Origin of the sequence: Brevibacterium pigmentatum, assembly GCF_011617465.1 — a bacterium.
Taxonomy (GTDB): Bacteria; Actinomycetota; Actinomycetes; order Actinomycetales; family Brevibacteriaceae; genus Brevibacterium; species Brevibacterium pigmentatum.
Genome location: NZ_CP050153.1, coordinates 3183465 through 3206306, shown reverse-complemented (window position 1 = coordinate 3206306; position 22842 = coordinate 3183465). Strand labels below are relative to the sequence as shown.

The 22842-nt window shown below is 66.0% G+C and carries 19 protein-coding genes and 1 pseudogene; 8 read left to right on the top strand and 12 right to left on the bottom strand.

All coding sequences use genetic code 11. The features are described from left to right. Positions 1-86: 86 nt before the first annotated feature. The 6 genes from GUY30_RS14555 to GUY30_RS14530 all read right to left on the bottom strand — a co-directional run bounded on the left by GUY30_RS14555 (position 87) and on the right by GUY30_RS14530 (position 7522). On the bottom strand, positions 87-2186 hold the full coding sequence (locus tag GUY30_RS14555; RefSeq protein WP_167199070.1) for a trypsin-like peptidase domain-containing protein: 2100 nt from the start codon (positions 2184-2186) through the stop codon (positions 87-89). Continuing rightward, complete coding sequence (locus tag GUY30_RS14550; protein ID WP_228281395.1) at positions 2183-4255, bottom strand: HAMP domain-containing sensor histidine kinase; 2073 nt, start codon at positions 4253-4255, stop codon at positions 2183-2185. Before GUY30_RS14550 ends, GUY30_RS14555 begins: the two co-directional genes overlap by 4 nt. A 30-nt stretch (positions 4256-4285) precedes the next feature. Continuing rightward, a complete protein-coding gene (locus tag GUY30_RS14545) occupies positions 4286-5044 on the bottom strand; it encodes a response regulator transcription factor (RefSeq protein ID WP_167199067.1) in 759 nt (252 codons plus the stop codon). A 284-nt stretch (positions 5045-5328) separates the two neighbouring features. Further along, on the bottom strand, positions 5329-6105 hold the full coding sequence (locus GUY30_RS14540; RefSeq protein ID WP_167199064.1) for a hypothetical protein: 777 nt from the start codon (positions 6103-6105) through the stop codon (positions 5329-5331). Positions 6106-6149: 44 nt separating this feature from the next. After that, on the bottom strand, positions 6150-6896 hold the full coding sequence (locus tag GUY30_RS14535; RefSeq protein WP_167199061.1) for a hypothetical protein: 747 nt from the start codon (positions 6894-6896) through the stop codon (positions 6150-6152). Positions 6897-6910: 14 nt separating this feature from the next. After that, positions 6911-7522, bottom strand: a complete 612-nt coding sequence (locus GUY30_RS14530) for a CGNR zinc finger domain-containing protein (protein ID WP_228281394.1) — start codon at positions 7520-7522, stop codon at positions 6911-6913. 323 nt (positions 7523-7845) lie between these two features. Between GUY30_RS14530 and GUY30_RS14525 the strand changes: the two genes are divergently transcribed. Beyond that, positions 7846-8808 carry an EamA family transporter gene (locus GUY30_RS14525; protein ID WP_167199058.1) on the top strand — a complete coding sequence of 321 codons (963 nt, stop codon included), beginning with the start codon at positions 7846-7848 and terminating at the stop codon, positions 8806-8808. A gap of 71 nt (positions 8809-8879) precedes the next feature. Here the strand turns inward: GUY30_RS14525 and GUY30_RS14520 are convergent, their stop codons facing one another. Then, positions 8880-10514: a DNA repair helicase XPB gene (locus GUY30_RS14520; protein WP_167199053.1), complete on the bottom strand. Its 1635-nt coding sequence runs from the start codon at positions 10512-10514 to the stop codon at positions 8880-8882. A 136-nt stretch (positions 10515-10650) separates the two neighbouring features. Then, a complete protein-coding gene (locus GUY30_RS14515; RefSeq protein ID WP_228281393.1) occupies positions 10651-12807 on the bottom strand; it encodes a helicase-associated domain-containing protein in 2157 nt (718 codons plus the stop codon). Between the two features lie 79 nt (positions 12808-12886). Here GUY30_RS14515 and GUY30_RS14510 point away from each other — a divergent pair, with 79 nt between their 5' ends. The 5 genes from GUY30_RS14510 to GUY30_RS14490 all read left to right on the top strand — a co-directional run bounded on the left by GUY30_RS14510 (position 12887) and on the right by GUY30_RS14490 (position 16733). After that, the gene (locus tag GUY30_RS14510) at positions 12887-13117 is read left to right on the top strand and encodes a hypothetical protein (protein WP_101543627.1); all 231 of its coding nucleotides are present in this window, start codon (positions 12887-12889) and stop codon (positions 13115-13117) included. A 318-nt stretch (positions 13118-13435) separates the two neighbouring features. Continuing rightward, positions 13436-13816 (top strand): cold-shock protein, encoded by a 381-nt coding sequence (locus GUY30_RS14505; RefSeq protein WP_167199047.1) that lies wholly within the window; start codon positions 13436-13438, stop codon positions 13814-13816. After that, entirely contained in the window at positions 13816-14775 is a 960-nt protein-coding gene (locus tag GUY30_RS14500) for a DUF3027 domain-containing protein (protein WP_167199044.1), read from the top strand. The genes GUY30_RS14505 and GUY30_RS14500 overlap by 1 nt, the downstream gene beginning before the upstream one ends. A gap of 8 nt (positions 14776-14783) precedes the next feature. Beyond that, entirely contained in the window at positions 14784-16061 is a 1278-nt protein-coding gene (locus GUY30_RS14495) for an MFS transporter (RefSeq protein WP_167199042.1), read from the top strand. A 174-nt stretch (positions 16062-16235) separates the two neighbouring features. After that, positions 16236-16733: a DUF456 domain-containing protein gene (locus tag GUY30_RS14490; RefSeq protein ID WP_101554599.1), complete on the top strand. Its 498-nt coding sequence runs from the start codon at positions 16236-16238 to the stop codon at positions 16731-16733. Positions 16734-16773: 40 nt separating this feature from the next. On the opposite strand, the gene GUY30_RS14485 is transcribed toward GUY30_RS14490, so the two are convergent. From GUY30_RS14485 to GUY30_RS17960, 4 genes and pseudogenes are all read right to left on the bottom strand, one after another. Beyond that, positions 16774-17904, bottom strand: a complete 1131-nt coding sequence (locus GUY30_RS14485; protein ID WP_167199039.1) for an NAD(P)/FAD-dependent oxidoreductase — start codon at positions 17902-17904, stop codon at positions 16774-16776. A gap of 10 nt (positions 17905-17914) precedes the next feature. Then, entirely contained in the window at positions 17915-19096 is a 1182-nt protein-coding gene (gene serC, locus GUY30_RS14480) for a phosphoserine transaminase (protein ID WP_167199036.1), read from the bottom strand. A gap of 278 nt (positions 19097-19374) precedes the next feature. After that, a pseudogene (locus GUY30_RS17965) lies at positions 19375-19698 on the bottom strand (transposase); the annotation flags it as partial. Positions 19699-19873: 175 nt separating this feature from the next. Continuing rightward, positions 19874-20074 (bottom strand): hypothetical protein, encoded by a 201-nt coding sequence (locus tag GUY30_RS17960; RefSeq protein ID WP_228281392.1) that lies wholly within the window; start codon positions 20072-20074, stop codon positions 19874-19876. A gap of 263 nt (positions 20075-20337) precedes the next feature. Between GUY30_RS17960 and pdxH the strand changes: the two genes are divergently transcribed. Both pdxH and GUY30_RS14465 read left to right on the top strand, forming a co-directional pair. After that, complete coding sequence (gene pdxH / locus GUY30_RS14470) at positions 20338-21009, top strand: pyridoxamine 5'-phosphate oxidase (protein WP_167199033.1); 672 nt, start codon at positions 20338-20340, stop codon at positions 21007-21009. A 143-nt stretch (positions 21010-21152) separates the two neighbouring features. After that, positions 21153-22619, top strand: a complete 1467-nt coding sequence (locus tag GUY30_RS14465; protein WP_167199030.1) for an aldehyde dehydrogenase family protein — start codon at positions 21153-21155, stop codon at positions 22617-22619. Positions 22620-22842 lie beyond the last annotated feature (223 nt).

Below are 22842 nucleotides of genomic sequence, written 5' to 3'. Positions count from 1 at the left end.
GGGTGTGGACAGCGTTCGGCTGTCCACACCCTCCAGGTGGCTGAGTCGCGGCAACGTCCCCAGGCTCTCACGCGTGAGTCGCGGATCTACTGCAGCACGAGCGTGACGTCGAGCTTCTGTTCCTTCCCGCCGCGGACCACGGTGACCTCGACCGGAGTGTTCACCGGCTGAGCCCGGACGAGGGCGCGCAGGGCGATGGCGTTGTTGACCTTGGTCCCGGCCACCTCGATGATGTCGTCTCCGTCTTTGATTCCGGCCTTGGCAGCGGGGGATCCGCTGGCCACGGACTGCACCTTGGCGCTGCCGCGGCTGATTCCGCCGCTGTTGATGTGCCCGTCGGTGAGCGTGATTCCGAGGAACGGATGCTGGGCCTTGCCGGAGGAGATGAGCTGGTCGGCGATCATCACGGCCTGGTTCGCGGGGATCGCGAACCCGATGCCGATCGATCCGGACTGTCCACCCTCGCCCTGACTCAGCGAAGCCGCCGCCGAGTTCACGCCGATGAACTCGCCATCACCGTTGACCAGCGGTCCACCCGAGTTGCCGGGGTTGATCGCCGCATCCGTCTGGATGGCGTTCGTGATCGTCATCTCCTTCTCCTGCGAGGATGCATCCTCGCCGATGTTCTCCGTCGACACCGGGCGGTCGAGCGCGGAGACAATACCGGTGGTCACGGTGTTGGCCAGGCCGAGCGGATTGCCCAGGGCCATCACCGGATCGCCCACGGTCAGCTTCTTCGAATCACCGATGACCAGCGGCTTCACACCGTCGGGCACCTGATCGAGTTTGATGACGGCGATATCGGTCGAGGGGTCGCGGCCGACGATCTTCGCCTCCGTCGTCTCACCGTTCTTCATGGTCACGGCGATCTCGCCGTCGGGGGTGTCCGCCGGAGCGACGACGTGGTTGTTCGTGATGACGTGGCCCTGATCGTCGTACAGCGCCCCCGAGCCGACCCCTTGGACCTGACCGCGCGTGCCGACCTGGATCGACATCACGCTGTCCGAGGTCTTCTCTGCGACTTGCGTCCAGTCGGGAGTCTCGATCGTCTCCTCGGCGACCTTGCGCGGCTCCTCATTCTGCAGCGCCGAGAGGGCATAGTTTCCGCCGAACGCGAGAGCCCCACCGAGGAGGGCAGCCACCAGTCCGATCGCGATCGTCGCGCCCCAACCGGGTCCCTTCTTCTCTCGCCGAGGCGGCTGTTGAGCTCCGTACGGACCGAACCCGTCCGGCCCGTATGGTCCACCGGGCCCGCCGGGACCTCCTGGTCCGGGCTGAGAACCGACGGCCGAGAATTCCGAGGAATAGGGCCCCGAACCGGGTGCCGCCGCATAGGCGTTGGAACCGGGTTGCTGGCCGGGCGCGTTCTGCTGTCCCGGATAACCGGCGGAACCTGTCTGCTGAGAGTGCGATCCGGCGTGATGCGCACCGGCACCGGCCGCTGCCGCTCCGGCACCTGCCGCGGCACCGGCTCCGGTGGCCGATGCGCCTTGGCCGTTCCGTCCGTTGGCATTCTGCCCCGGATGCGACTGCGAACCGTTCTGCTGAGGCTGACCGTACGGGGACGGATGCTGGGCCTGATTCGTCTGAGCGGTCTGCCGGCCCGGCTGCGGCTGGTTGCCGAAGGTGTTTTGGGCGTTCTGGTTTCCTTGATAGCCGGGCTGGCCGCCCGGCTGCTGGCCACCTTGCTGCTGGTTGCCCGGCTGATACGAAGAGGACTGCTGCCCATTCTGCTGATACTGATACGGCGATGGATGCTGGGGTTGTCCCGATTGGCCGCCCGGCTGACCGGGCTGAGCTGGCTGTCCGTCCTGGCGCCCGTTGGCCTGACCGCCGGCTTGACCGCCCTGTTGCCCACCGGGCTGGTAGGGGGAGGGCTGCTGGGAGGGGGAGCCGCCTCGGTGAGGGGAACCGTCCACAGGGTTCTGCGCGCGAGTCGGCGCAACGTCGGGGCGACGCTCGGGCGGTGCGACGGGTGGACTGACTCGGGCCGGGCCGTTGGACTGAGAGGGGAAGGTGCGCGGAACCTCGGCGCCGGATCCGCGGTAGCCTCCGGCGGAGGGGCCGCGACGTCCCTCGGTGGTAGAAGCTCCGTCCTGATCCGCCGTTGGGTGCGGAGTCTGGTCGTCCGATCGGGAGCTGCGGGACACCTCATCCGGATTCTGGGAGTCGTTGTTCTCGTTCATCGCTCATCCTTTCGCGTGTCCGCAGTGGTTTCGCCGTTGTCGGAGATGGGCAGGTCGATGCGGAACGTCGCACCGCCTCCCGGAGTTTCGTGGACGGAGATCGCACCATGGTGGTTCTCCACGATCGCCTTGACGATCGACAGTCCGAGCCCGGAACCGCCGGTGTCCCTGGTCCGGGACACGTCGAGGCGGTAGAAGCGCTCGAAGATGCGCGGAACCACCTCGGGGTCGATTCCGTCTCCGTGGTCTCTGACCTCGAAGCGGACCCGACCGTTGGGGAATCCGCGCAGAGACTCATCGACCGTGATGGATCCGGCAGCCGTGACATCGGGGACGATGTTCGCCGGCTCTGGGGTCTTGGCCGTGGAGCCGGACTGGGGATCGGTCGCCGGACCGGATTGCGACGGGGTCTGCGAATCGGCCGATGCCTCTGCTTGAGCGCCGGACTGTGATCCTGGCTGGGCTCCGGACCGATCTCCTGAGGGGGTCTGCAGCTGCCCGTTGTGCTGCCCGTTCCCCTGCCCCGCGTCCGGGGTGGTCTCCTCGGGTTCCAACTGACGGTCGGGTTGGGTGTCGGCCTGAGCCGCGGACCGGGGGTTCGGATGGGTGTCGGCTTGGTCGTTTCCGGCAGAGTCGCCTCGGCGGAAGATGCGGACTCCACCGGTGACGAACCCGCGCTCACGCGGTTTGTCCTTCGCCCCGCTCTTGCCGTTGCGGCCGTTCTGACCGCGGGCACCGCCCTCACGGATCTCGCCGGTATCAGCGGAATCAGGGTCGACCGACTCGGGCAGACCGACGACGCCGACGGCGAATTCGATCGCGGTGTGCTCGGGAGTGTGGCGCACGGCGTTGCCGGCGAGGTTGACGATGACCTGGCGGATCTTCGACTCGGAACCGCGGATCATCGGCACCGGCTGGGCGTCCTCACCGTGGAGTCCGATGAAGCTGATATCGCGGTCCGGTGCCTGTGCCGCGGCATCGGCAGCGGCGTCTCGGACGACCTTGTGCAGGTCGATCGGACCGATCTCGGCGGCGCGCTGCTCGTCGAGTCGGGCGAGGACGACGAGATCGTCGACGAGGACGCCCATGCGTTTGGCCTCGGACTCCATCCGCTCCATCGCATTGGCAACGTCCTCGGACTTCGTGATCGCGCCCTGCCGGTACAGCTCCGCGTAACCGCGGATCGTGACCAGGGGAGTGCGCAGCTCGTGGGAGGCGTCGGAGACGAACTGGCGGATGCGCTTCTCCGACCGGGTCTGCCCGTCGAAGGAGTCCTCGATGCGTCCGAGCATCGTATTCAGCGCCGCCGACAGACGCCCGAGCTCGGTATTGCGCGGATAGCTGGGCACACGTTGGGACAGGTCACCGGCGGCGATGCGGGAAGCGGTCTTCTCGATATCGCGCAGCGGCCGGAACGTGTTGTTGATCGCCCAATAGCCGACTCCGGCGACCATCGCCAGGGCCAGCAGGCCGATGCCGATCATCGTGTTCCGCGCTCGCTCGTTGATGTTGTCGACCTCGCGGTCGAACGGCACTGCGATGGACACGAGCACGTCGGTGTTCTTCACCTTCATCGCCCGCGCCCGCCACTGCGAACTCGTTCCAGCGACGGTGAAGGGCTCGCCGCCGCGGGAATAGACTTCCTTCTCATCGATCTTCGGCAGGATCGGATGGTTCTGCGGCTCCGGGGCGACGGGATCGCGGATCGGGTCCCCGTTCGTGTCGTAGAACTGCACATAGAAGCCTCCCGGCAGGAGACTCTTGAGCTGATCCCAGGAATTCGAATCGATCGTCGTCGACGACGGCGACTCCTCGGCGTCATCGTCCCCGGACTGGAGCTCGGCTGGTTGGAACACATCTTGGTAGGCCTGCTTCGCCAGTGTCTCCGAGGCGCTGATGAGTCGTTCATCGGTGCGCTGGACGAGGCTGTCGCGCAGGTTCTCCAACACCCAAGCGCTCGTCCCCGTGAGGACGAGCAGCATGAGCAGCATCATGATGGCCAGCAGCTTGGTGGTCAGAGACCATTCTTCCCAGAAGCCGGGACGGGAGGGACGGGATTCTATTGCCACGTATGTAATCTATCGCCCTTGCATGGACGACTACTTGGCTTCCGGTGTGCGCAGCATGTAGCCGACCCCGCGCTTGGTCTGGATCATCGGCGTCCACTCCATCTCGACGGGGTGGCCGGCGGCATCCGTCTCCGGCGTGACGTCGATCTTGCGGCGCAGGTAGGAGATATAGGACTCGACGATTCCGGTGTCGCCGCCGAAATCGTACTCCCACACATGGTCGAGGATCTGGGACTTCGACAGGACACGGTTCGTGTTGAGCATGAGGTAGCGCAGCAGCTTGAACTCGGTGGGGGAGAGGTCGATGAGGATGCCGGAGCGACGGACCTCATGGGTGTCGTCGTCGAGTTCGAGGTCGCCCGCCACGATGACGGCGTTCTCCTCGTCTTCGAGGTTGCGGGTGCGGCGGAGGACCGCGCGGATGCGTGCGACGACCTCTTCGAGGCTGAAGGGCTTCGTCACATAGTCGTCGCCGCCGACGGTCAGACCGGTGATCTTGTCCGAGGTGTCATCACGGGCGGTGAGGAACACGACGGGGGCGTTCATGCCGATCTGGCGCAGACGGCGGGTGACGGTGAAGCCGTCCATGTCCGGGAGCATGACGTCGAGGACGAGGAGGTCGATGTCGGTCTGTTCGGCCAGACGCAGCGCCTCGGCACCGTTGGCGGCGGAGACGACGTCGAATCCGGCGAAGCGGAGACTGGTGGACAGGAGTTCGCGGATATTGGGCTCATCATCGACAACGAGCAGGGTGGCTTCGATGTCGGTGTCGTTCTGTGCTGTAGTCATGAATCCAGTCTGGAGCCCATTTCTGGGAGTGGGCTGGGGGTTGCCTGAATGCGAATGTGACATGCGTCACTGAAAGGCTCTCAGGAAAGTCCATTTGGACCCCGGGTCGGGCATTCGTTCTCAGGAAAGAAAGGCCGATTTCAGTGAAATATGCGGCTGCGACCAGCTCGCGTTCAGAAATGCTCGCCGAGGCGGGTCCAGCTACGCGAGGGCGTTCGACTGTCTTCGCTTTCGTCGAGGCGGTAGTGGGTGTTGGTGAGTTCTGCTCAGGTGGTGGGTTCAGCTCAGCGTGGACGCTGCGGGCGAGAGCCGGGAGGCATCGGGTAGATGGTGCGTGGTTGAGGTACCGAATTCTCCTGGATCTCGCGGGGCGGGCGGATATCGAAGAGCTGTTGGGCAACAGCGAAGCGTCGGACCTTTTCGGGACGACGACGGTCATAGACCACCTGGCCGACGGTTCCCCGCAGTGACGGACTCTGCTGAACGAGGTGACGGACCCACCGTCCGCGCCCCTTGTCGTCGACGAAATGAACAACGGTCAGGCTCGGACTCCTCGATTGGCCATTTGACCAGTCGTCGATGACGCGGCCTTCGGCCAAACCGATGTGCGGATACGGGGGCCTGCTGAGAATCGGATAGCGAGCCTTGCGGAAGGCGAGCAGGGAGACGGCGATGAGTCCGAGGCCAGCGGTAATCGAAGCCACCCACCAGACCGGAGCGGCCTCGGCCATGGCTGGAACGAAGCCGAGGCCGAGCCCGGCGCCGGCTCCGAGCGCAGCCAGCTGGTATCGGAAGAATCGGGACAGGCTGCCTCCGGTGCGGATGCGGCCGAGCGCGACGCGTACGAGCAGAAAGCTGACGGCGATGGAGATGGCGGCCACGATTACTGCGAGGGTGCCGAAGAGGAGCTTCTGACCGAGCGGATCTGCAGGACTGATGGGGAGGAAGGCCATCGCTGAGGTGGCGAAGCCCGACGGCAGTGTGACCGACATGGTGATGATGCCCGCGAAGCCGGCGGCGAGCTTGCGCCCGGCGGTGATGCGCAAGGGCTGAAGTGACATGGTCTGTTCCTCAGGTCAGCGGGCGGTCAAAGGGTCGGTTTCGGTCAGGGAACGAACTTCTGGCGGCGGGTACGCGAAGGATGCTTTGCGAAAGGCGGCCGCCCAGAGGTGAAGCCCAGGACCTTGTCTGGTCGACGGAGATCGTACTGCGCCCGTCCCATTGTGCCGAGCGTCGTCGTGCTTCGCCTGACGAGGTGGCGGGCGGACCTGGCTCGGCCGGACTCGTCGGCGAAGCGGATCACCGCGAGACTCGGTGTTGCGCCGCTGGGGAGTTTGTCCGACCAGTAGTCGACGACGATGCCTTCGGTGAGGCTCATGCTGGGGTGGGCCGGTGCCGTCAACGGGCTGCGGCGGTCGCCGCGGAAGGTAAGAAGGGACACGACGAGGAGTCCGAGCCCCGCGCAGATGGAGGACACCCATTGGGCAGGAGTTGCATGATCTGGGGACGGGGCTGTTTCGAGTATCACTGGCAGGAAGCCGATGCCCAGGCCTGCGCCGCAGCCGAGCGCTCCCAGCTGGTAGCGAAGGAAGCGCGTGAGGCTGCTGCTCGTCCGGAAGCGGCCAAGGGAACCGCGGATGAGCCGTTGGCAGACAACGATGAGCACCGCGGTGCTGATGAGCGAGGCAGTGAGATAAGTGAATCTCTCTGTCGCTGATTCTCGGAAGTCGAGCGGTAGGAAGACCAGCGCCGCAACGAGGGCGCCCGGGCAGACACTGGTCAGCGTAAACACTCCGGCGAGCTTCGCGGATAGCCGTGCCCAGGCTGAAATCTCCAACCGCTGAAGTGACATGGGCGGTCCTCGGGTCAGTTGTGGGAGTCTGTGTCGGAGTGGCGGGCGCGGAAGGCTGCGACATGCGTGCGGGTCGCACAGCTGCCAGTATCGCAGAAGCGCTTCGAGCGATTGCGGCTGAAGTCGGCGAGGTAGGCACGGCAGTCCTCGACAGCGCAGCGACCAAGGCGATCGAGGTCGCCCGAACGGATGAGGTCGATGAGGACGAGGGCGACATCGGCGGCCACTCGGTCGGCGAGGCTGGCTTGATTGCCGGTTGCGTGCAGGTGCCAGTCCCAATGGTCGTGTTTGACCAGCTGCGGCACGGAACCCGAATCGCTGAGTGTGAGATTGATCTCATCGACGACTGCAATCGTGCCGGCTTCGAGCTCGTCATCGGTCTCGGCGTCGATGCTCGCGTCCAGGGCTGCGGTGAATCGTCGACGCAGTTCCAGGGTCTCGTCGACGTCGCTTCTGGTGGCGGTCAAGGGTCCGGAGAAGTCGTGTCGGGCCGCGAATCCGCGGAGTTTCGCGGTTGTCGTCAGCTCATCGTCGTCGCCGGCGATGTCGCCTGAGGTGTTGAGGAGGTCGACGAGCATCGTGAGGTTCGCGCGAATGTCGTAGGTGAAAGCCATGGCGGAAGCCATTCTGCCACAGGATGTAAGGACCAAAATGCACTTGACCCATTTCAATTTCAGGGTCGATACTGAAACCGGACATTCCGCAGGACCCGCTGAGATCCTGCACCACCCGACGATGAGCCGGCTCGGCGGAACGACGAAACGGTCATGCCGATGTCAACGTCGAGCCGCCTCGGCGAAGGGAACGGGCTTTCGTCGGGCTGCCTCGGCGAGGTCATGATCCGACACCGAACCATCAACTCCGCATCATCAACCACCGCAGCACCACCGCCTCGGGGACGTGTGTCCCCGTACGCCACTCGACGTTTCACCACATCAGGAGGCCAGGAATGAATCGCACCGTCATCGCAGGGTTCCTGCTCACTCTTGCCTCCGCGTTCTTCTTCGCGGTGTCGGGGCCGATCGCGAAGACGATGTACGCGATCGGGTGGACGCCGGGCGCGGTCGTGCTCATCCGCCTGGCCGGCTCCGCGGTCCTGCTGCTCATCCCCACCCTCACCGCCCTGCGCGGACGCTGGGGCGAAGTGCTCGCGCACTGGCGCACCGTCGTCACCTACGGCCTGGTCTCGATGGCCGGCGTCCAGGGGTTCTACTTCGTCGCCGTCGAACACCTCACCGTGGCCGTGGCGCTGCTGCTGGAGATGACCGCGCCGATGCTCATCGTCTTCTGGATCTGGGCGCGGACCCGGACCCGGCCGGCGACCGTGACCTTCATCGGAGTCGTCGTCTCGATGATCGGGCTCCTGCTCGTGCTCAACCTGCGCGGATCGTCGATCAGCATCTTCGGCGTGGTCATGGCCATGGCCGCCGCGGTCTGCTTGGCTAGCTACTTCCTCGTCTCGGCGAAGGACACGATCACGATTCCGCCGGTGGCTCTGACCGGTCTGGGCATGGGCATCGGGGCGCTGGCGATGTCGGTCATCGTGCTCGCCGGCGTCATGCCGTGGAACGCGGTGACTGCGGATGTCGACTTCGGAGGGGTGTCGATGTCGTGGGTCGTGCCGATGGCGATGATCGTCATATTCACCGTCGGCGCCTACATCACCGGGATCCTCGGTCTGCGCTATGTCGGGGCGACCGTCGGGTCGTTCGTCAACCTCGTCGAGGTCCCGTTCTCCGTCATCGTCGCCTGGTTGGTTCTCTTCGAGATGCCCGCGCCGATCCAGCTCTTCGGCGGAGTATTCATCCTCGGCGGCGTCGGCTTCATCAAGTGGGGCGAGTCCCGCCTTGCCCGCCGAGTCGCTCGCCGCGAGGTCGTCGCCAAGTCCGAACCCTCCCTCATCACCACCTAATTACTACCTGACGGGGGCCAAGCAACCTGGCGCAAGGTTGCCGGGCCCCCGTCAGGTAGCAATAAGGGGAGTCAGCGGACTTCGATGCTGTAGCTGTAGCCCTGTTCAGTGAGGAAGCGGCGGCGCTGAGCGGCGAAGTGCTCATCGACGGTGTCGGCGGCGACGACGGTGTAGAACGTGGCCGAGCCCTGGTCTTCCTTCGGCCGCAGGATCCGTCCGAGGCGCTGGGCCTCCTCCTGCCGGGATCCGAAGGCTCCGGAGACCTGGATCGCCACCGAGGCGGCCGGCAGGTCCACGGAGAAGTTCGCGACCTTCGAGACCACGAGCACCGGGATCTCCCCGGACCGGAACTCACGGAAGAGCTCCTGGCGCACCGACTCGGGAGTCTGCCCGGTGAGCACGGGCGCACCGAGTTCGGCTCCGATCTCCTCGAGCTGATCGAGATACTGCCCGATGACGAGGATCTGAGCATCCGGATGATCGGCGACGAGCTCGGACACGATCGGCAGCTTCGCATCCGACGTCGCCGCCAGCCGGTACCGGTCTTCGCCGTCGGCGCGGGCATACGCGGTTCGGGTTCCGCCGTCGAGGCGGACGCGGACTTCATGACAGGCGGCTGAGGCGATGTACCCGAGCCGTTCGAGTTCCTTCCACGGCACCTCGTACTGCTTGGGTCCGATGAGGGAGAACACCTCGTCCTCGCGACCGTCCTCACGGACCAGCGTCGCGGTCAGTCCGAGGCGACGACGAGCCTGGAGGCTTGCCGTCAGCCGGAAGATCGGTGCCGGCAGCAGGTGCACCTCGTCATAGATGACCAGACCCCAGTCCTTGGCATCGAGGAGCTCGAGGTGGAGGTACGAGCCTTTCCGCCGGGTGGTGAGCACCTGGTAGGTGGCGATGGTGATCGGGCGGATCTCCTTCGTCGATCCCGAATATTCGCCGACCTCGTCCTCGGTCAGGGTTGTGCGGCGCAGGATCTCGTCCTTCCACTGCTTGGCCGAGACCGAGTTCGTCACGAGGATGAGAGTCGTCGTCTGCACGCGAGACATGGTGGCGACACCGACGATCGTCTTCCCGGCACCGCAGGGCAGAACGACGACCCCGGACTCACCGGACAGCGACTGGTCGATGGCCTGCTTCTGGTAGTCGCGCAGATGCCACTGACCGCCGTGGGCATCATCGGACAGTGAGATCTCGTGGGCCTCGCCGTCGACATAGCCGGCATGGTCGGAGACCGGATGCCCCAGCTGCAGCAGCGCGTGCTTGAGTTCGCCGCGCTCGGACGGGTGGACCAGGACGGATTCGGCATCGATGCGTTTGCCGAACTTTCCGACGAGATCGGGCTGGCCGACGAGCTCGTCGAGCAGTCCCGTCTCCGTTGCGGTCAGGGTCAGCCCGTGGATCGGATGGTCGATGAGCGTGAGCACACCGAAACGGTCCATGATGTCGACGATGTCGACGAGGAGTTCGTGCGGGACCGGGTACTTCGCGAATTCGAGGAGCACGTCGACGACGGATTCGGCATCATGACCGCTGGCGCGTGCGTTCCACAGTCCCAGCGGAGTGATCTCGTAGGTGTGGATGTACTCCGGGGTCCGCGACAGCTGCGCAAACGGGGCGATCGCCACGGCCGCCTCGACGGCGAGGGGATGTCCCGATTCCAGCAGCACAGTCCGATCGGACTGCACGATCAACGGACCATTCATTCAATACTTCCCTTCCCGAAGTGTGATGACACCAGAGGACACAACACGTCCATCACCCCGATTGTTCCCGCTCCGAGCTACCTGACGGGGGCCCAGATACCTGGCGCCAGGTTGCTGGGACGCCGTCAGGTAGCAATTAGGGGGAGGGGGTTACGGAGACGATGCGGGCGACGGCCAGGGAGGCCTCGGCTCCGGTGGTCGTCACCACTCCGCGGACGCGGCCGGCGTTGAGGGTGGCCGGCAGCATCTCGATCGTCCGCTCCTTGCCCTGCGAATCGGCGATCCGGATGAGCACGCGCTGCTTCGCCTCCGCGGCCTCCCGCAGCCGGTCCATATGCCCCAAGGGCTCATCCGTGCTCACCTGCGCGGCCGCCGCGGCCGGTGCCGAACGCAGGATCCGCATGTACTCGCCGAGGTGGCCGTCACTGACCCGCGGACGTCGCCTGACGCTGACCTCGGGTTCCGATTCCGTGATCACCCGACGCTTGCGCACGGGTCCGGCCGCCGAATGCAACAGAGCATGATGATCCCCGGCTTCGAGCAGATGCATCGTCCGCTCCGGTCCGAGTTGGGCGATCGCGACCGTCGGGGCCAGGCGTTCGAGTCCGGCCGGCATCATCGCCTGATCGGAGAGAATGACATCGAGGTCGACCGGATCGTCGACGATGAGCACCGCCCGAGCCCCTGCCACCCGCACCCGGCGCAGCTTCGACGCCGTGTTCTGCACGAGGAACTCCAGCGTCGACGGCAGCTCTTCGGCACTGATCTCGGCGAGCTCGGCCAAGGCCTCCTCCGGAGTGAGACCGGCCTGCATCGTGTCCTCGATGGTCTCTGCGTCGATGCGATAGACGGTGCCCTGACCACGAGCCTCGACGACCGCATACTTGCGCAGAATTTGGTGGACCCGCGGTTCGATCGGGCCGGTGGCCACGGCGGTGAGATCGGACTGGATGAGCACGGTGTCGACTTCGGCGCCGAGCCCCTCGGTGACCGCGGCGATGACGTCCCCGGGCACGGTCAGGGCTTCGACTGACACACCCAGGGGCAGGATCGAGGGGTCCTGTTTGGCGTGCTCGGCCATCGCCCGATCCAATCCGGCGGCCAGGCGGAGGCCGAACCGGCTCGGCCCGAAATGATCCGGCTGCTGCAGCGGTGTCGTCGCCAGGCCGAAGGTGACGCAGGTGTGGAGAACGGCCTCGGTCATCGCGAACTCGTGTGCCGGCAGCAGCGGGTGGCGTCGGAGCACCTCGGCGTGGATCCATCCGGCCGACCGTGCCGATCCCAGACCGATGTCGTGGAGCACCGAGAGCACGGCGAAGCGTAGCAGCGGCATTGCCGGCACCGACAGCCCGTACCCCTTGAACAGGGACTTCTTCGGGGCGGCGAGCACGGTGAGGCGTTCGTTCTCGCTCGCGCCTGCCGCCAGCTGAGTGACATCGAGCAGTTCGCGCAGCCAGGCCCCGACCAGTGCCGCCCACAGTTCGGCACGGTCTCCGGCGAGGGCGGAATCGGCGTCATCGGCGGCCGTCCATTGCGGATCGAGGGCATCGTCGAGGACCCCGATGAGGTGCAGCGACTTCGCTGCCAGCAGCAGGGTGATCGTCTGCTCGAGATTGAGCTCGAGGCTGCGGGCGAGGCGGGAGACATCCCGTTTCGAGATGCCGCCGCTGGTCAGCCGGGAGACCGGGGATGCGGCGAGTTCATCGACGAGTCCGCGCAGGGACGAGATCACCTCGGCCACGGCGGCCTGTTCGCTGTTGTGGATGAGCGGCTGGCCGATCGTGGCCGTGGACGAATCGATCGCGGACCCGTCGATCTGCCACGGGTAGGCCCGGGCGGATTCGGCCGCCGAAGTCGGCAGCAGGGTGATGGCTTCCGACTGGATCTTCCACACGCCCGCAACCGCAGCTCCAGCAGTCCCAGCCTCACCAGCCCCGCCAGACCCGCTATTCCCAGCAGTCCCGGCACCGCCTGTGCTCTCATCTGCCGGCCACGCCAGGCCGAGGTCGCGCAGGCGGGGGAGTGCCGCCTCGGCGAGGGAGGGGTCGATGTGCGGAATGCCCGTGATCTCGATCTCCGGCGTCGTCCGGGCCGCCTTGGCCAAAGAGATGAAGACCTCGAGCGTCTGCGCATCGAGGGCTTCGATGCCGCGGGAGACCCCGATGCGTGAGGACGCGGCCGCGGCCAGGGCCGCCATCGTCGGGGACTCGGGTTGGAGGAGGTCGCGTCGGGTCCGGACGAAGGACTCGAAGTCGGCATCTGCACTGTGGGACAGCCACTGGCTGAAGGTCATTGACATCGCAGATCAGTCTATCGCGAGGGGTACAATGGAGGGGCAGAACAGGATCAGAGATCAGTCGGAAGGACGCGCATTGTCAGCCACTCGAGTCGACACGACCATCGTCGTCGCCGCGGTTGCCGCCGCAGCCATCGGGGCGCTCGGCCTCATCGGCGTCCTCGGCCAGGCCTGGATGGGACTGACGCCCAGTCCGCTGCTGACCTACCTGCCCATGATCCTCGTGCCCATTGCCGTCATCCTCGCCTGCGTGGCCATGATCCGAGCCGCCATCCGACGCAGACAGACCGGGGTGGGCCACCGCTGAAACCACCACTCATGCCTCACCTTCGCAGGTTCGGGGACTGGCATGAGCCACTCCCGCACAGCGTGATCCAAGCGGTGCGGATCCCCACCTCGCCGAGGCGGCCGACCACCCCAGCACGCACGTGCCCGTGATCTCCCGCCACCGATAGTGAGTTCAACCCCGCCCACGGTGTTCACGGCCTACCCGGATGAACGAGATCCAGGATTGCATGGCCGCGCGACCACGACGGCGCTCGGCCCCACGCACAATACCGCCCGCAGCAGCGGGCACCGTACGATCAGCCCGCCACCGCGGGTACGACCAGACAGAAAGGACATCATGCCCACCGGACGCGTGAAATGGTTCGATGCCGACAAGGGCTTCGGCTTCGTCATCGCCGAGGACGGCTCACAGGCCTTCCTCCATTCCTCCGTGCTGCCCGAAGGACTCGAAGTCACCAAGGGCACCCGACTCGAATACGATGTCGTCGATTCCCGCCGCGGAGCGCAGGTGCTCAAGGCCCGCCCCCTGAACACTCCGGCCAAGGTTGCCAAGGCCCGCCGACGTCCGGCCGTGGACATGGCAGTTATGGTTGAAGATGTCATCAAAGTATTGGATGACCTCAACAACGGACTGCAGCACGGCCGTTATCCGGACCCCACCCATGGGAACAAGGTCGCCAGCCTGCTGCGGGCGATTGCCGACGATTTGGAGTCCTGATGTCATCACTGTTCAGTGATTGGCTGGCCCGGCAGACCGCCGCGCCCGCCGAGAGCGACGCCGAACAGACCACCGAGGCGACCCCGGGCGTTGACGCGCCCGCCGCCGCGGGTGAAACGACCGCCGCTGCAAGTGCGGTCGCTGAGGATTCCGGCACGACCGCCTCGGCGAAGGAATCGAAGACCGGCCGTGGCCGGTCGAGCACGGAGAAGGTCGTCCTCGACACCCAGCTGGCGGCGGCGATCGACATCGCCCGCACCGCCATCACCGAGGTGGCCGGCACTGCCGTCGTCGGCGAACACCTGGGAACGGTGGCCGAGGCGACCCGCCTGGTCACTCACTACTTCGTGTGCACCGACCCGACCTACCGCGGTTGGCGGTGGGTGGCCGTGCTCGCCCGCGCCCCGCGCGCGAAGAAGGTCACGGTCTGCGAAACCGCGCTGCTGCCCGGACCCGACGCCCTCGTCGCCCCCGAATGGGTGCCGTGGGAGGAACGACTCGAACCCGGTGACATGGGTCCGCGTGACACCCTGCCGAAGCTCGACCAGGACCCGAACCTGCAGCCGGGCTTCCAACAGACCGAGGACAACTCGGCTGAGAACGTCGACCAGATCGCGAACTTCGAGTTCGGTGTCGGTCGTGAACGCGTGCTCTCCTCCGACGGGCTGAGCGCCGCGGCCAGCCGCTGGGCCGATTCGGACGCCGGACCCGACGGCGAATTCGCCTCCCGGGCATCGGCGAACTGCGGCAGCTGCGGCTACCTCATGCCGATCGCCGGATCGCTGCGACAGAAGTTCGGTGTCTGCGCCAATGCGTGGTCACCGTTCGACGGTCGCGTGGTCGGACTCCAATCCGGCTGCGGGGCGCACTCGGAGACGGACGTGCGCAAGCCCGATCACGAACCCGCTGAAGCCGTCGTCGACGACTACTCCGGCGAACTCGAGTTCCAGGAGGGCTGACACACTCGATGTCCCAGATGTTCCGGTCGCTGTCGGAGCCGAACTACCGGCACTGGTTCGCCGGTGCCCTGATCTCCAACACCGGGACATGGATGCAGCGCACGGCGCAGGACTGGATCGTCCTGACCATGCTCACGGACAACAACGCTTCGGCGTTGGGCCTCACCATGGCTCTGCAGCTGGGACCGCAGCTGATCATGTTCCCGTTCGCGGGCAACCTCGTCGACAAGTTCGACAAACGGCGGCTGCTCATGGTCACCCAGGCGCTGCTGGGAGTCATCGGACTCGTCCTCTTCGTCCTCACCATCACCGACGTCATCGTCCTCTGGCACGTCTACGTGCTCGCGTTCACGCTCGGCATGCTCACCACCCTGGACAACCCGGCCCGGCAGGCCTTCGTCTCCGAACTCGTCGGTGAGAAGCTGCTGCCGAATGCGGTCAGCCTCAACTCGGCGTCCTTCAACGGCGCCCGCATGATCGGCCCAGCCGTCGCCGGTGTGCTCACCGCGGTCATCGGCCCCGGCCCCGTGTTCCTCATCAGCGGCCTCGGCTCCGCGGCGACGCTCACGGTGCTCATCCGCCTCGACAAGTCGCAGCTGCATCCCTCCGGACGGCGCGGCACGGGCGGAGTCCTCGGAGGACTCAGATACCTGCGCAGGCGCCCGGACATCACGGTCGTACTCGTCGTGCTCTTCATCGTCGCGACCTTCGGATTCAACTTCAACATCTACACGGCGACGATGGCGAAGATCGAGTTCGGCAAGGACGCCAGCGGCTTCGGCCTGCTCAACTCCGTCATGGCCATCGGGTCCGTGACCGGCGCGCTCGCCTCGGCCAGGCGGGAGAAGCCCCGGCTGCGGTTCATCTTCGGAGCCGCCGGCGGATTCGGCGTGGCCGTCGGAGTGGCATCGCTGATGCCGAACTACTATCTCTTCGCCGCCTCGCTGATGTTCGTCGGCTTCGCTTCACTGACGATGATGACCTCGGCGAACGCCTATGTGCAGACGACCACGGCCCCGAACTACCGTGGCCGGGTGATGGCGATCTACGCGGCCGTCGTCATGGGCGGCACCCCGATCGGGGCACCCCTGGCCGGATGGGTCGCCGATGCCTTCGGACCGCGGATGGCGCTGGTCGTCGGAGCCGCCTCGGGGATCATCGCCTTCGCGGTGGGGCTGCTGTGGATGATCACGGCCAAGGATCTGCGCCTCCACCGGGATCCGAAGTCGCGGATCCGTCTGCACATGAGCTATCAGGGCCGACCACCGGGCGGCACCGGGCACTGACGAGGCCTGGCGGGCAGCTTGTCCGCTGGGAGGCGTTCGGCAGGGTCAGGTCTGTGTGGACGGCGGTGCTCGGAATGGGTCCGCACTCGGCGGACCCGGAGGTTCGTGTCATAGAATTTCGGTCGACCGCCTCGGCGAGGGATTCGAGGGTCGCCCAAAGGAAACGGACGGACTGTGACAACTGACATCATCACCTCGGCGCTCGTGGGCCTGGCGATCCTCGTCGGCTGCCTGGGCATCATCGTGCCGGTGCTGCCCGGGTCGATCCTCATCGCCATCGCGGTGCTCATCTGGGCGATCATCATCGGCGGACCGGCCGCGTGGATCATCTTCGCCATCGTCGCGGTGTTCGTCGCGGCCGGAATGAGCGCCTCACTCGTGCTCACCGGTCGCAAACTCAAGTCCATGCAGGTGCCGAACTCCTCCGTGCTGCTGGGCGGGGTGCTCGCCATCATCGGCTTCTTCGTCATCCCCGTGCTCGGCCTGCCCATCGGCTTCGTCGGCGGCCTCTACCTCGCCGAGTATGCCCGCCTCAAGGACGGGAAGACGGCGTGGAACTCCAGCTGGGAATCGATCAAGGCGATCGGCCTCGGCGCTGCCATCGAGTTCATCCTCGCCATGCTCGCCGCCATCACCTTCGGCATCGGCGTGCTCATCCACTTCTTCGGCTGAGGGCAGCTGGGACCCTTCACTATCACCGGCAGAGCACCGCTCACGGAGCCAGGTGGGCGATCTCCGGTGCCTCTTCGCCGAGGATCAGTCTGGCCACACCATCGCCGATGAGTGGGCCCATCGTGAGTCCGCCGGCGCCGAATCCCGAAGCCAGCCACAGTCCGTCCGCGCCCTGCACCGCACCCGCGTACGGGAGTGCCCCCTCGCGCGTCGACATGGGGCGCACTCCGACGCGGGTCTCGAGAACGGCAGCCTGTGCGAGGCCCGGGGCGATCCGCAGCGCGTCGTCGAGGACCTGCTGCGTTCCGGCGGCAGTGGCGCGGACGTCGAAGCCGACCCCGTCCTCCCTGGTGGCGCCTGCGACGATGCGGCCTCCGTCGAAGGGTGTGATGTAGTGATGGTCGAGAGGGTGAATCGTCGGCCACGGCGATGTGTTGACTCCGCGCAGCTCCAGATGGAGCAGCTGACCACGTTGAGGGACGATCCCCACAGCGTGGCCGAGCCGTCCGAGGAGCTCGGCACTCCGCGCCCCACCTGCGATGACGAGGGCGTCGAAGTCCTCCGTCGCCGAGGTGGTGCGTACCGACCATGTGCCCGCGCTCGATGTGGTGACATTCTGTGCAGAATCTTTGACCGTTCTGGCGCCATGCAGGCGCGCTCCGGTGAGGATCGCATCGCGCAGAACCCGGCCGTCGACACGGCCGCCTCCGGTGATGAGGAGTCCGGTCATGTCCGGAGCGATCGGCGGAAAGATCTCGCGAAGCTCCGCAGCATCGAGGTCATGGACCTCGCCCGCGACGGTCCCCGCGGGCGCGACACGAGAACGGATGGTCGCAGCCGCCTCGGCGAGGGTCCCCGGGTCGTTGTTGACGACGAGGGCACCGGACCTGCGATAGCCGAGGTCGGGGATGCCGAGTGTACGCAGCGCCTCGAGGAACGCCGGATAGAAGTTCCCTCCCGCCGCGTACGTCTCGTAGTAGGCACCGGTGCTCGTCGACACCCACGGTGCGATGATCCCCGCGCTGGCAGCTGTCGCCTGCCCGGCCATGGCATCGTCGACGATGGTGACGTCGACCCCGCGGGAGGCGAGGCCGAAGGCAACACTGGCCCCGGCGATTCCGCTGCCGATGATGCCGACGCGGGCGGAACTGTCGACGGTGTGTGCAGGCATGTCGGTCGCGTTACTTGAGTGCGTCGATGACGAAGTCGATGCAGGCCAGCAGGGCCCGCACATCGTCGGGGTCGACGGAGACGAAGGTCGCGATGCGCAGCTGATTGCGGCCGAGCTTGCGGTAGGGCTCGACGTCGACGACGCCATTGGCTCGCAGCACCTTGGCCACGGCCGCCGCGTCGACCGACTCATCGAAGTCGACGGTGGCGACGACCGATGAGCGGTCGGCCGGCTCGGCGACATAGGGGTGTGCCGCCTCGGCGGATTCAACCCAGTCGTAGACGAGCCCGGAGGACTCCGCGGTCCGCTCGGCCGCCCACGACAGGCCGCCGTTGCCGTTGATCCACTCGATCTGTTCGGCGAGCAGCAGCAGGGTCGCCACGGCCGGGGTGTTGTAGGTCTGGTCCTTGGCCGAGTTCTCGATCGCGGTGACCAGATCGAGCGAGGTCGGGATCCAGCGCCCTGAGTCCTTGATCTCCTGCGCGCGGGCGATCGCGCGCGGCGACATAATCGCCACCCACAGGCCGCCGTCGGAGCCCATGTTCTTCTGCGGGGCGAAGTAATAGACGTCGGTCTCGGCGATGTCGACAGCCAGCCCGCCGGCACCGGAGGTAGCGTCGATGACAACGAGGGCATCCTCGGCGATCCCGGCCGGACGTGTGATCTGGGTGGCGACGCCGGTCGACGTCTCATTGTGGGGCCATGCGAAGACGTCGGCGGCGGAAGCGCCGGTGGTCGCCCCGGCGGGGGAGGAGACGAGACCAGCGGCAGCCAGGGCCTCCGGAGTGGGGATCGCAGCCGTGCCCGGTTCGGCATTGAGGATAAGGGAGGAAGCCAGATGCGGGGCAGTGTCGGTGGCCTTCGCGAACTTCTGACCGAACTCGCCGAAGGTCGCGTGCGCGGCCCGCTCGCGGACGAGGCCGAAGGCCGCGACGTCCCAGAACACGGTGGACCCGCCGTTGCCGAGCACCACTTCGTAGCCCTCGGGCAGGCTGAACAGCTCGGCCAGTCCGGAGCGGATGCGGCCGACGAGGTTCTTCACCGGCGCCTGGCGGTGGCTGGTGCCGAGCACCTCGGTCGCGGCCGAGGTCAGCGCCTCGATCTGGGCGGGGCGGATGCGGGCCGGGCCGGAGCCGAAGCGTCCGTCGGCGGGCAGAAGGTCGTTCGGGATCTCAATATTCGTCGCAGTCACGCTCGATATTCTACGGCGGGCCCTATCGGCGTCCGGGACCGGTCCGTCATGTGACGGAAGCACGCGGCTGACTCGTGATGCGCCTATAGGTGTCAAGCGGCTTCGAGTAGATATTTGCGGTACTCATCAGCGAGTTCGTCATTACGAGTCAGCCCGCGCTCGAGTCGTGAGATCGTAGTCTCCCAGGTACTGAAATGCTCAGCTGCGGTCTTGAGCGTCATCTTCAACGACTTCCGAAATGGCCTGAGATCGTCGATGGACGGCACGGCCGGTGGATTGGTGATCAGCGAATACACCTCGTCGGCGACGTACCGTTTCAGGCAACGCATGATCTCTTTCTTGGACTTCCCCTCTGCTGTCCGACGAGCCACATATTCCTTCGTGCGTCGGTCATAGCTCATTCTGGACTTCGCGATGTCGCACAGCGCGCTGTTGGCCTGCCTGTCACCGCCCCGGTTGAGTCTGTGGCGATTCGTTTTCCCTGACGATGCCTGCAGTGGACTGGGCCCACACAGGGCCGCGAACGCGGCCTTCGACGTGATCCGTTCCGGGTTCTCTCCCGCGGTGACGAGTAGCTTCGCGGCGGAGATCGGGCCGATGCTCTTCGCCGAGGAGCTTCGGGACTGGGAGGTCATCAGTGTCGGCGGCGACGGTCTTGGCAGCTGAGCAGGCGTCGATGGGGTCGGACTTCCCACCGCGACGGGTCTGCCGGTTCGGTCGGATGACTTCCTTGACGAGCACTCTCTGGGTGCGCAGGTAGGCGGTGATCCCAGCACCCTAGGAGGCGGTGCCTTCGATGCCGATAGCAATGATCGTCCCGAAGCCGAGGACGAAGTCCAATAGTGCTTTGTAGCCGGTGCTCGTGGTGGGGAATTCTTTGTCACCGAGTTTCTTGCCGACTTCGTTGCTGATGCCGACGTGGTTTGTGTTCTGATGAGTGTCGATGCCGGCGTACACATTCGGTCCTGGTGCTGTCATGAGGGTGTCTGCTTCTTCCATTGGACTGGTGGGGCGAGGGCCAGTCGGTCGGGCAGACAGGACGTAGACGAGACTCCGCTGCTACGGAGTCACGCTCCTATGAGGTCATGTCCCCACCGGCTGGTTCTCTTCGGTAGGTGACAGAGTTCCCAATGGACTGATCACGAGAAAGACACCACCTGGGTGGGGCAGTCAGTGCCTGGGCCACACCGAAACCCGTCTCTCACATTCTCTACGTCCGTGCCGCGTCGTAGAGTGAAGGCATGAGTGAGCCCGTCGATCGCCTCCCGCAGACCCGGAAGTCCTATGATTCTGCCGTCTTCGAACATCCGGACACCGCACCCCTGGACCTGCTGCGCCAGTGGTACGACGAGGCGGCCGAGCATGTCCGCGAACCGAATGCGATGACCGTCTCGACCCTGGACGAGTGGGGCCCGAGCTCGCGGATCGTCCTGCTCAAAGGCCTCGACGAACGCGGACTCCTCTTCTTCACCGACTACGACTCCGCGAAGGGCCGCCAGCTGCAGGCCGACCCCCGCATCGCCGTGAACTTCCCCTGGCAGGACATGGAACGACAGGTCCGCATCCGCGGCCTCGCCGAGGCGGCCGCCCCCGAGGACTCGGACGCGTACTTCGCCGTGCGCCCCCGTGGATCGCAGATCGGGGCGACCGTGTCCAAGCAATCCCAACCGGTGACCAGCCGGGAGCAGATGCAGAGCGAATACGATGCCGCAGCCGCCGAATTCGAGGGTCGGGACGTGCCGCGGCCCGATCATTGGGGCGGGTTCCGCGTGCGCGTCTTCGAGATCGAATTCTGGCAGGGCCAGCAGAACCGGTTCCACGACCGCTGGGTTTTCCGCCGCGCCGACGGCAGCCACGAAACGGCCGACCTCGACGATGCCTCTGCCTGGGGGGTCGTCCGCCTCTACCCCTGAGGCACTGCCCCACTCCTGAGGTTCTGCGCCAGGGCACTGACCTTCCGTGTTGCAGAACGAATCAGCACAGGGTGCCGGCCACCCAGCAGAATGGTCACAACATGCGCGCCGCATCCGGGCGCAGACGATGCAAAGGAGCACCCATGACCACTTCCAGTATCCAGTACGGACCTGACGCAGTGTTCGACAACCTCATCGGCGGCGCACGGGAGCCCAGCGATGATCGGTCGACGAATACGAACCCGTCCGATCCTTCCGATGTGATCGGCCGCTACGCCCGCGCGGATGCCGCCACGGTCGCCTCGGCGATCGATGCCGCCCGCGCTGCCGCCCCGGCCTGGGTGGACCTCGGCTCACAGCACCGATTCGCGATCCTCGACAAGGCCGGCAGCCTCATCGCCGAACGCGCCGACGAACTCGGCGATCTGCTCGCCCGGGAAGAGGGCAAACAGCTCGCCGAAGCCAAGGGCGAGGTGCTGCGCGCCTCCCAGATCTTCAAGTTCTTCGCCGGCGAGACCATCCGCAACACCGGTGAGGTCGTCGACTCGGTCCGCCCCGGGCTCATCGCCGAGATGACGCACGAGCCCATCGGCGTCATCGGCATCATCACCCCGTGGAACTTTCCGATCGCCATCCCGGCCTGGAAGATCGCCCCGGCTCTGGCCTTCGGCAACACGATCGTGTTCAAACCTGCCGAACTCGTCCCCGCCAGTGCGTACGCACTGGTCGATATCCTCGCCGAGGCGGGACTGCCCGATGGGGTCCTCAACCTCGTCATGGGGCCGGGCTCCGTGGTCGGGGACGCACTGACCACCTCGGCGAAGGTCGACGCCGTGACCTTCACCGGATCCGTCGCCGTCGGACGGTCCGTCATCGCATCGGCTGCGGCCCACCAGATCAGAGTGCAGTGCGAAATGGGCGGGAAGAATCCGCTCGTCGTGCTCGGCGACGCCGACCTCGAAGCGGCCGCCGAGGCCGCGATCAACGGAGCCTTCTTCTCCACCGGCCAGCGCTGCACCGCGTCCTCCCGCCTCATCGTCACCTCCGATGTCCACGACGAATTCGTCGCGCTGCTCAAGGAGAAGATGGCGGCGCTGACCGTCGGAGACGCCCGCGCCGAGGGCGTCGCCATCGGACCCGTGGTCTCCCGGACCCAGCTTGACCAGGACCTCGATTACATCGCCAAGGCCCGAACCGAAGGCGGGGAGGTCACCGGCGGTGAGCTCATCGACTCGGACACGGACGGGTACTTCCTCGCCCCCGCACTCATCACGGGCACGAAACCGGGCGACACAATCAACGTCAAAGAGGTCTTCGGGCCGGTCGCCTCGGTGATCGAGGTCGCCGACTACGACGAAGCGTTGGCCGTGGCCAATGACACCGAGTTCGGACTGTCCGCGGGCATCTTCACGACCTCCCTGAAATATTCGACCCACTTCAAGCGTTACGCCGATTCCGGGATGGTCATGGTCAATGCTCCGACGGCAGGAGTGGACTATCACGTGTCCTTCGGCGGACGGAAAGGGTCGAGCTATGGTCCCCGCGAACAGGCTCGGGCGGCACGCGAGTTCTTCACAGTGCACAAGACGACCTACACGAACGCGGGCTGAGCCGGGCGGTGCGAATTCCTCCCGAGCGGGCAGATGCACACCCCGGTCGAGCCGTCGGGCGCTGACCGAGGTCTCCTCCGGGACGGGGCGAATCCTCGAATCACGGGAATTGCTGAACGCACGATAGGATTGGGGCAGATCGCAACGGCCGCGAACGGGTTCGCCTGTGCGGGGCGGGGCAGGGTCGGAACGACCCGAAATGGTGACAACGCCTGTAACGGTC

Bases quoted from the DNA above. Each gene is read 5' to 3' on its own strand.
- GUY30_RS14555 (WP_167199070.1), bottom strand. From the start codon at position 2,186: ATGAACGAGAACAACGACTCCCAGAATCCGGATGAGGTGTCCCGCAGC.
- GUY30_RS14545 (WP_167199067.1), bottom strand. From the start codon at position 5,044: ATGACTACAGCACAGAACGACACCGACATCGAAGCCACCCTGCTCGTT.
- GUY30_RS14540 (WP_167199064.1), bottom strand. From the start codon at position 6,105: ATGTCACTTCAGCCCTTGCGCATCACCGCCGGGCGCAAGCTCGCCGCC.
- GUY30_RS14535 (WP_167199061.1), bottom strand. From the start codon at position 6,896: ATGTCACTTCAGCGGTTGGAGATTTCAGCCTGGGCACGGCTATCCGCG.
- GUY30_RS14530 (WP_228281394.1), bottom strand. From the start codon at position 7,522: ATGGCTTCCGCCATGGCTTTCACCTACGACATTCGCGCGAACCTCACG.
- GUY30_RS14525 (WP_167199058.1), top strand. From the start codon at position 7,846: ATGAATCGCACCGTCATCGCAGGGTTCCTGCTCACTCTTGCCTCCGCG.
- GUY30_RS14520 (WP_167199053.1), bottom strand. From the start codon at position 10,514: ATGAATGGTCCGTTGATCGTGCAGTCCGATCGGACTGTGCTGCTGGAA.
- GUY30_RS14515 (WP_228281393.1), bottom strand. From the start codon at position 12,807: ATGACCTTCAGCCAGTGGCTGTCCCACAGTGCAGATGCCGACTTCGAG.
- GUY30_RS14505 (WP_167199047.1), top strand. From the start codon at position 13,436: ATGCCCACCGGACGCGTGAAATGGTTCGATGCCGACAAGGGCTTCGGC.
- GUY30_RS14500 (WP_167199044.1), top strand. From the start codon at position 13,816: ATGTCATCACTGTTCAGTGATTGGCTGGCCCGGCAGACCGCCGCGCCC.
- GUY30_RS14495 (WP_167199042.1), top strand. From the start codon at position 14,784: ATGTCCCAGATGTTCCGGTCGCTGTCGGAGCCGAACTACCGGCACTGG.
- GUY30_RS14485 (WP_167199039.1), bottom strand. From the start codon at position 17,904: ATGCCTGCACACACCGTCGACAGTTCCGCCCGCGTCGGCATCATCGGC.
- GUY30_RS17960 (WP_228281392.1), bottom strand. From the start codon at position 20,074: ATGACAGCACCAGGACCGAATGTGTACGCCGGCATCGACACTCATCAG.
- pdxH (WP_167199033.1), top strand. From the start codon at position 20,338: ATGAGTGAGCCCGTCGATCGCCTCCCGCAGACCCGGAAGTCCTATGAT.
- GUY30_RS14465 (WP_167199030.1), top strand. From the start codon at position 21,153: ATGACCACTTCCAGTATCCAGTACGGACCTGACGCAGTGTTCGACAAC.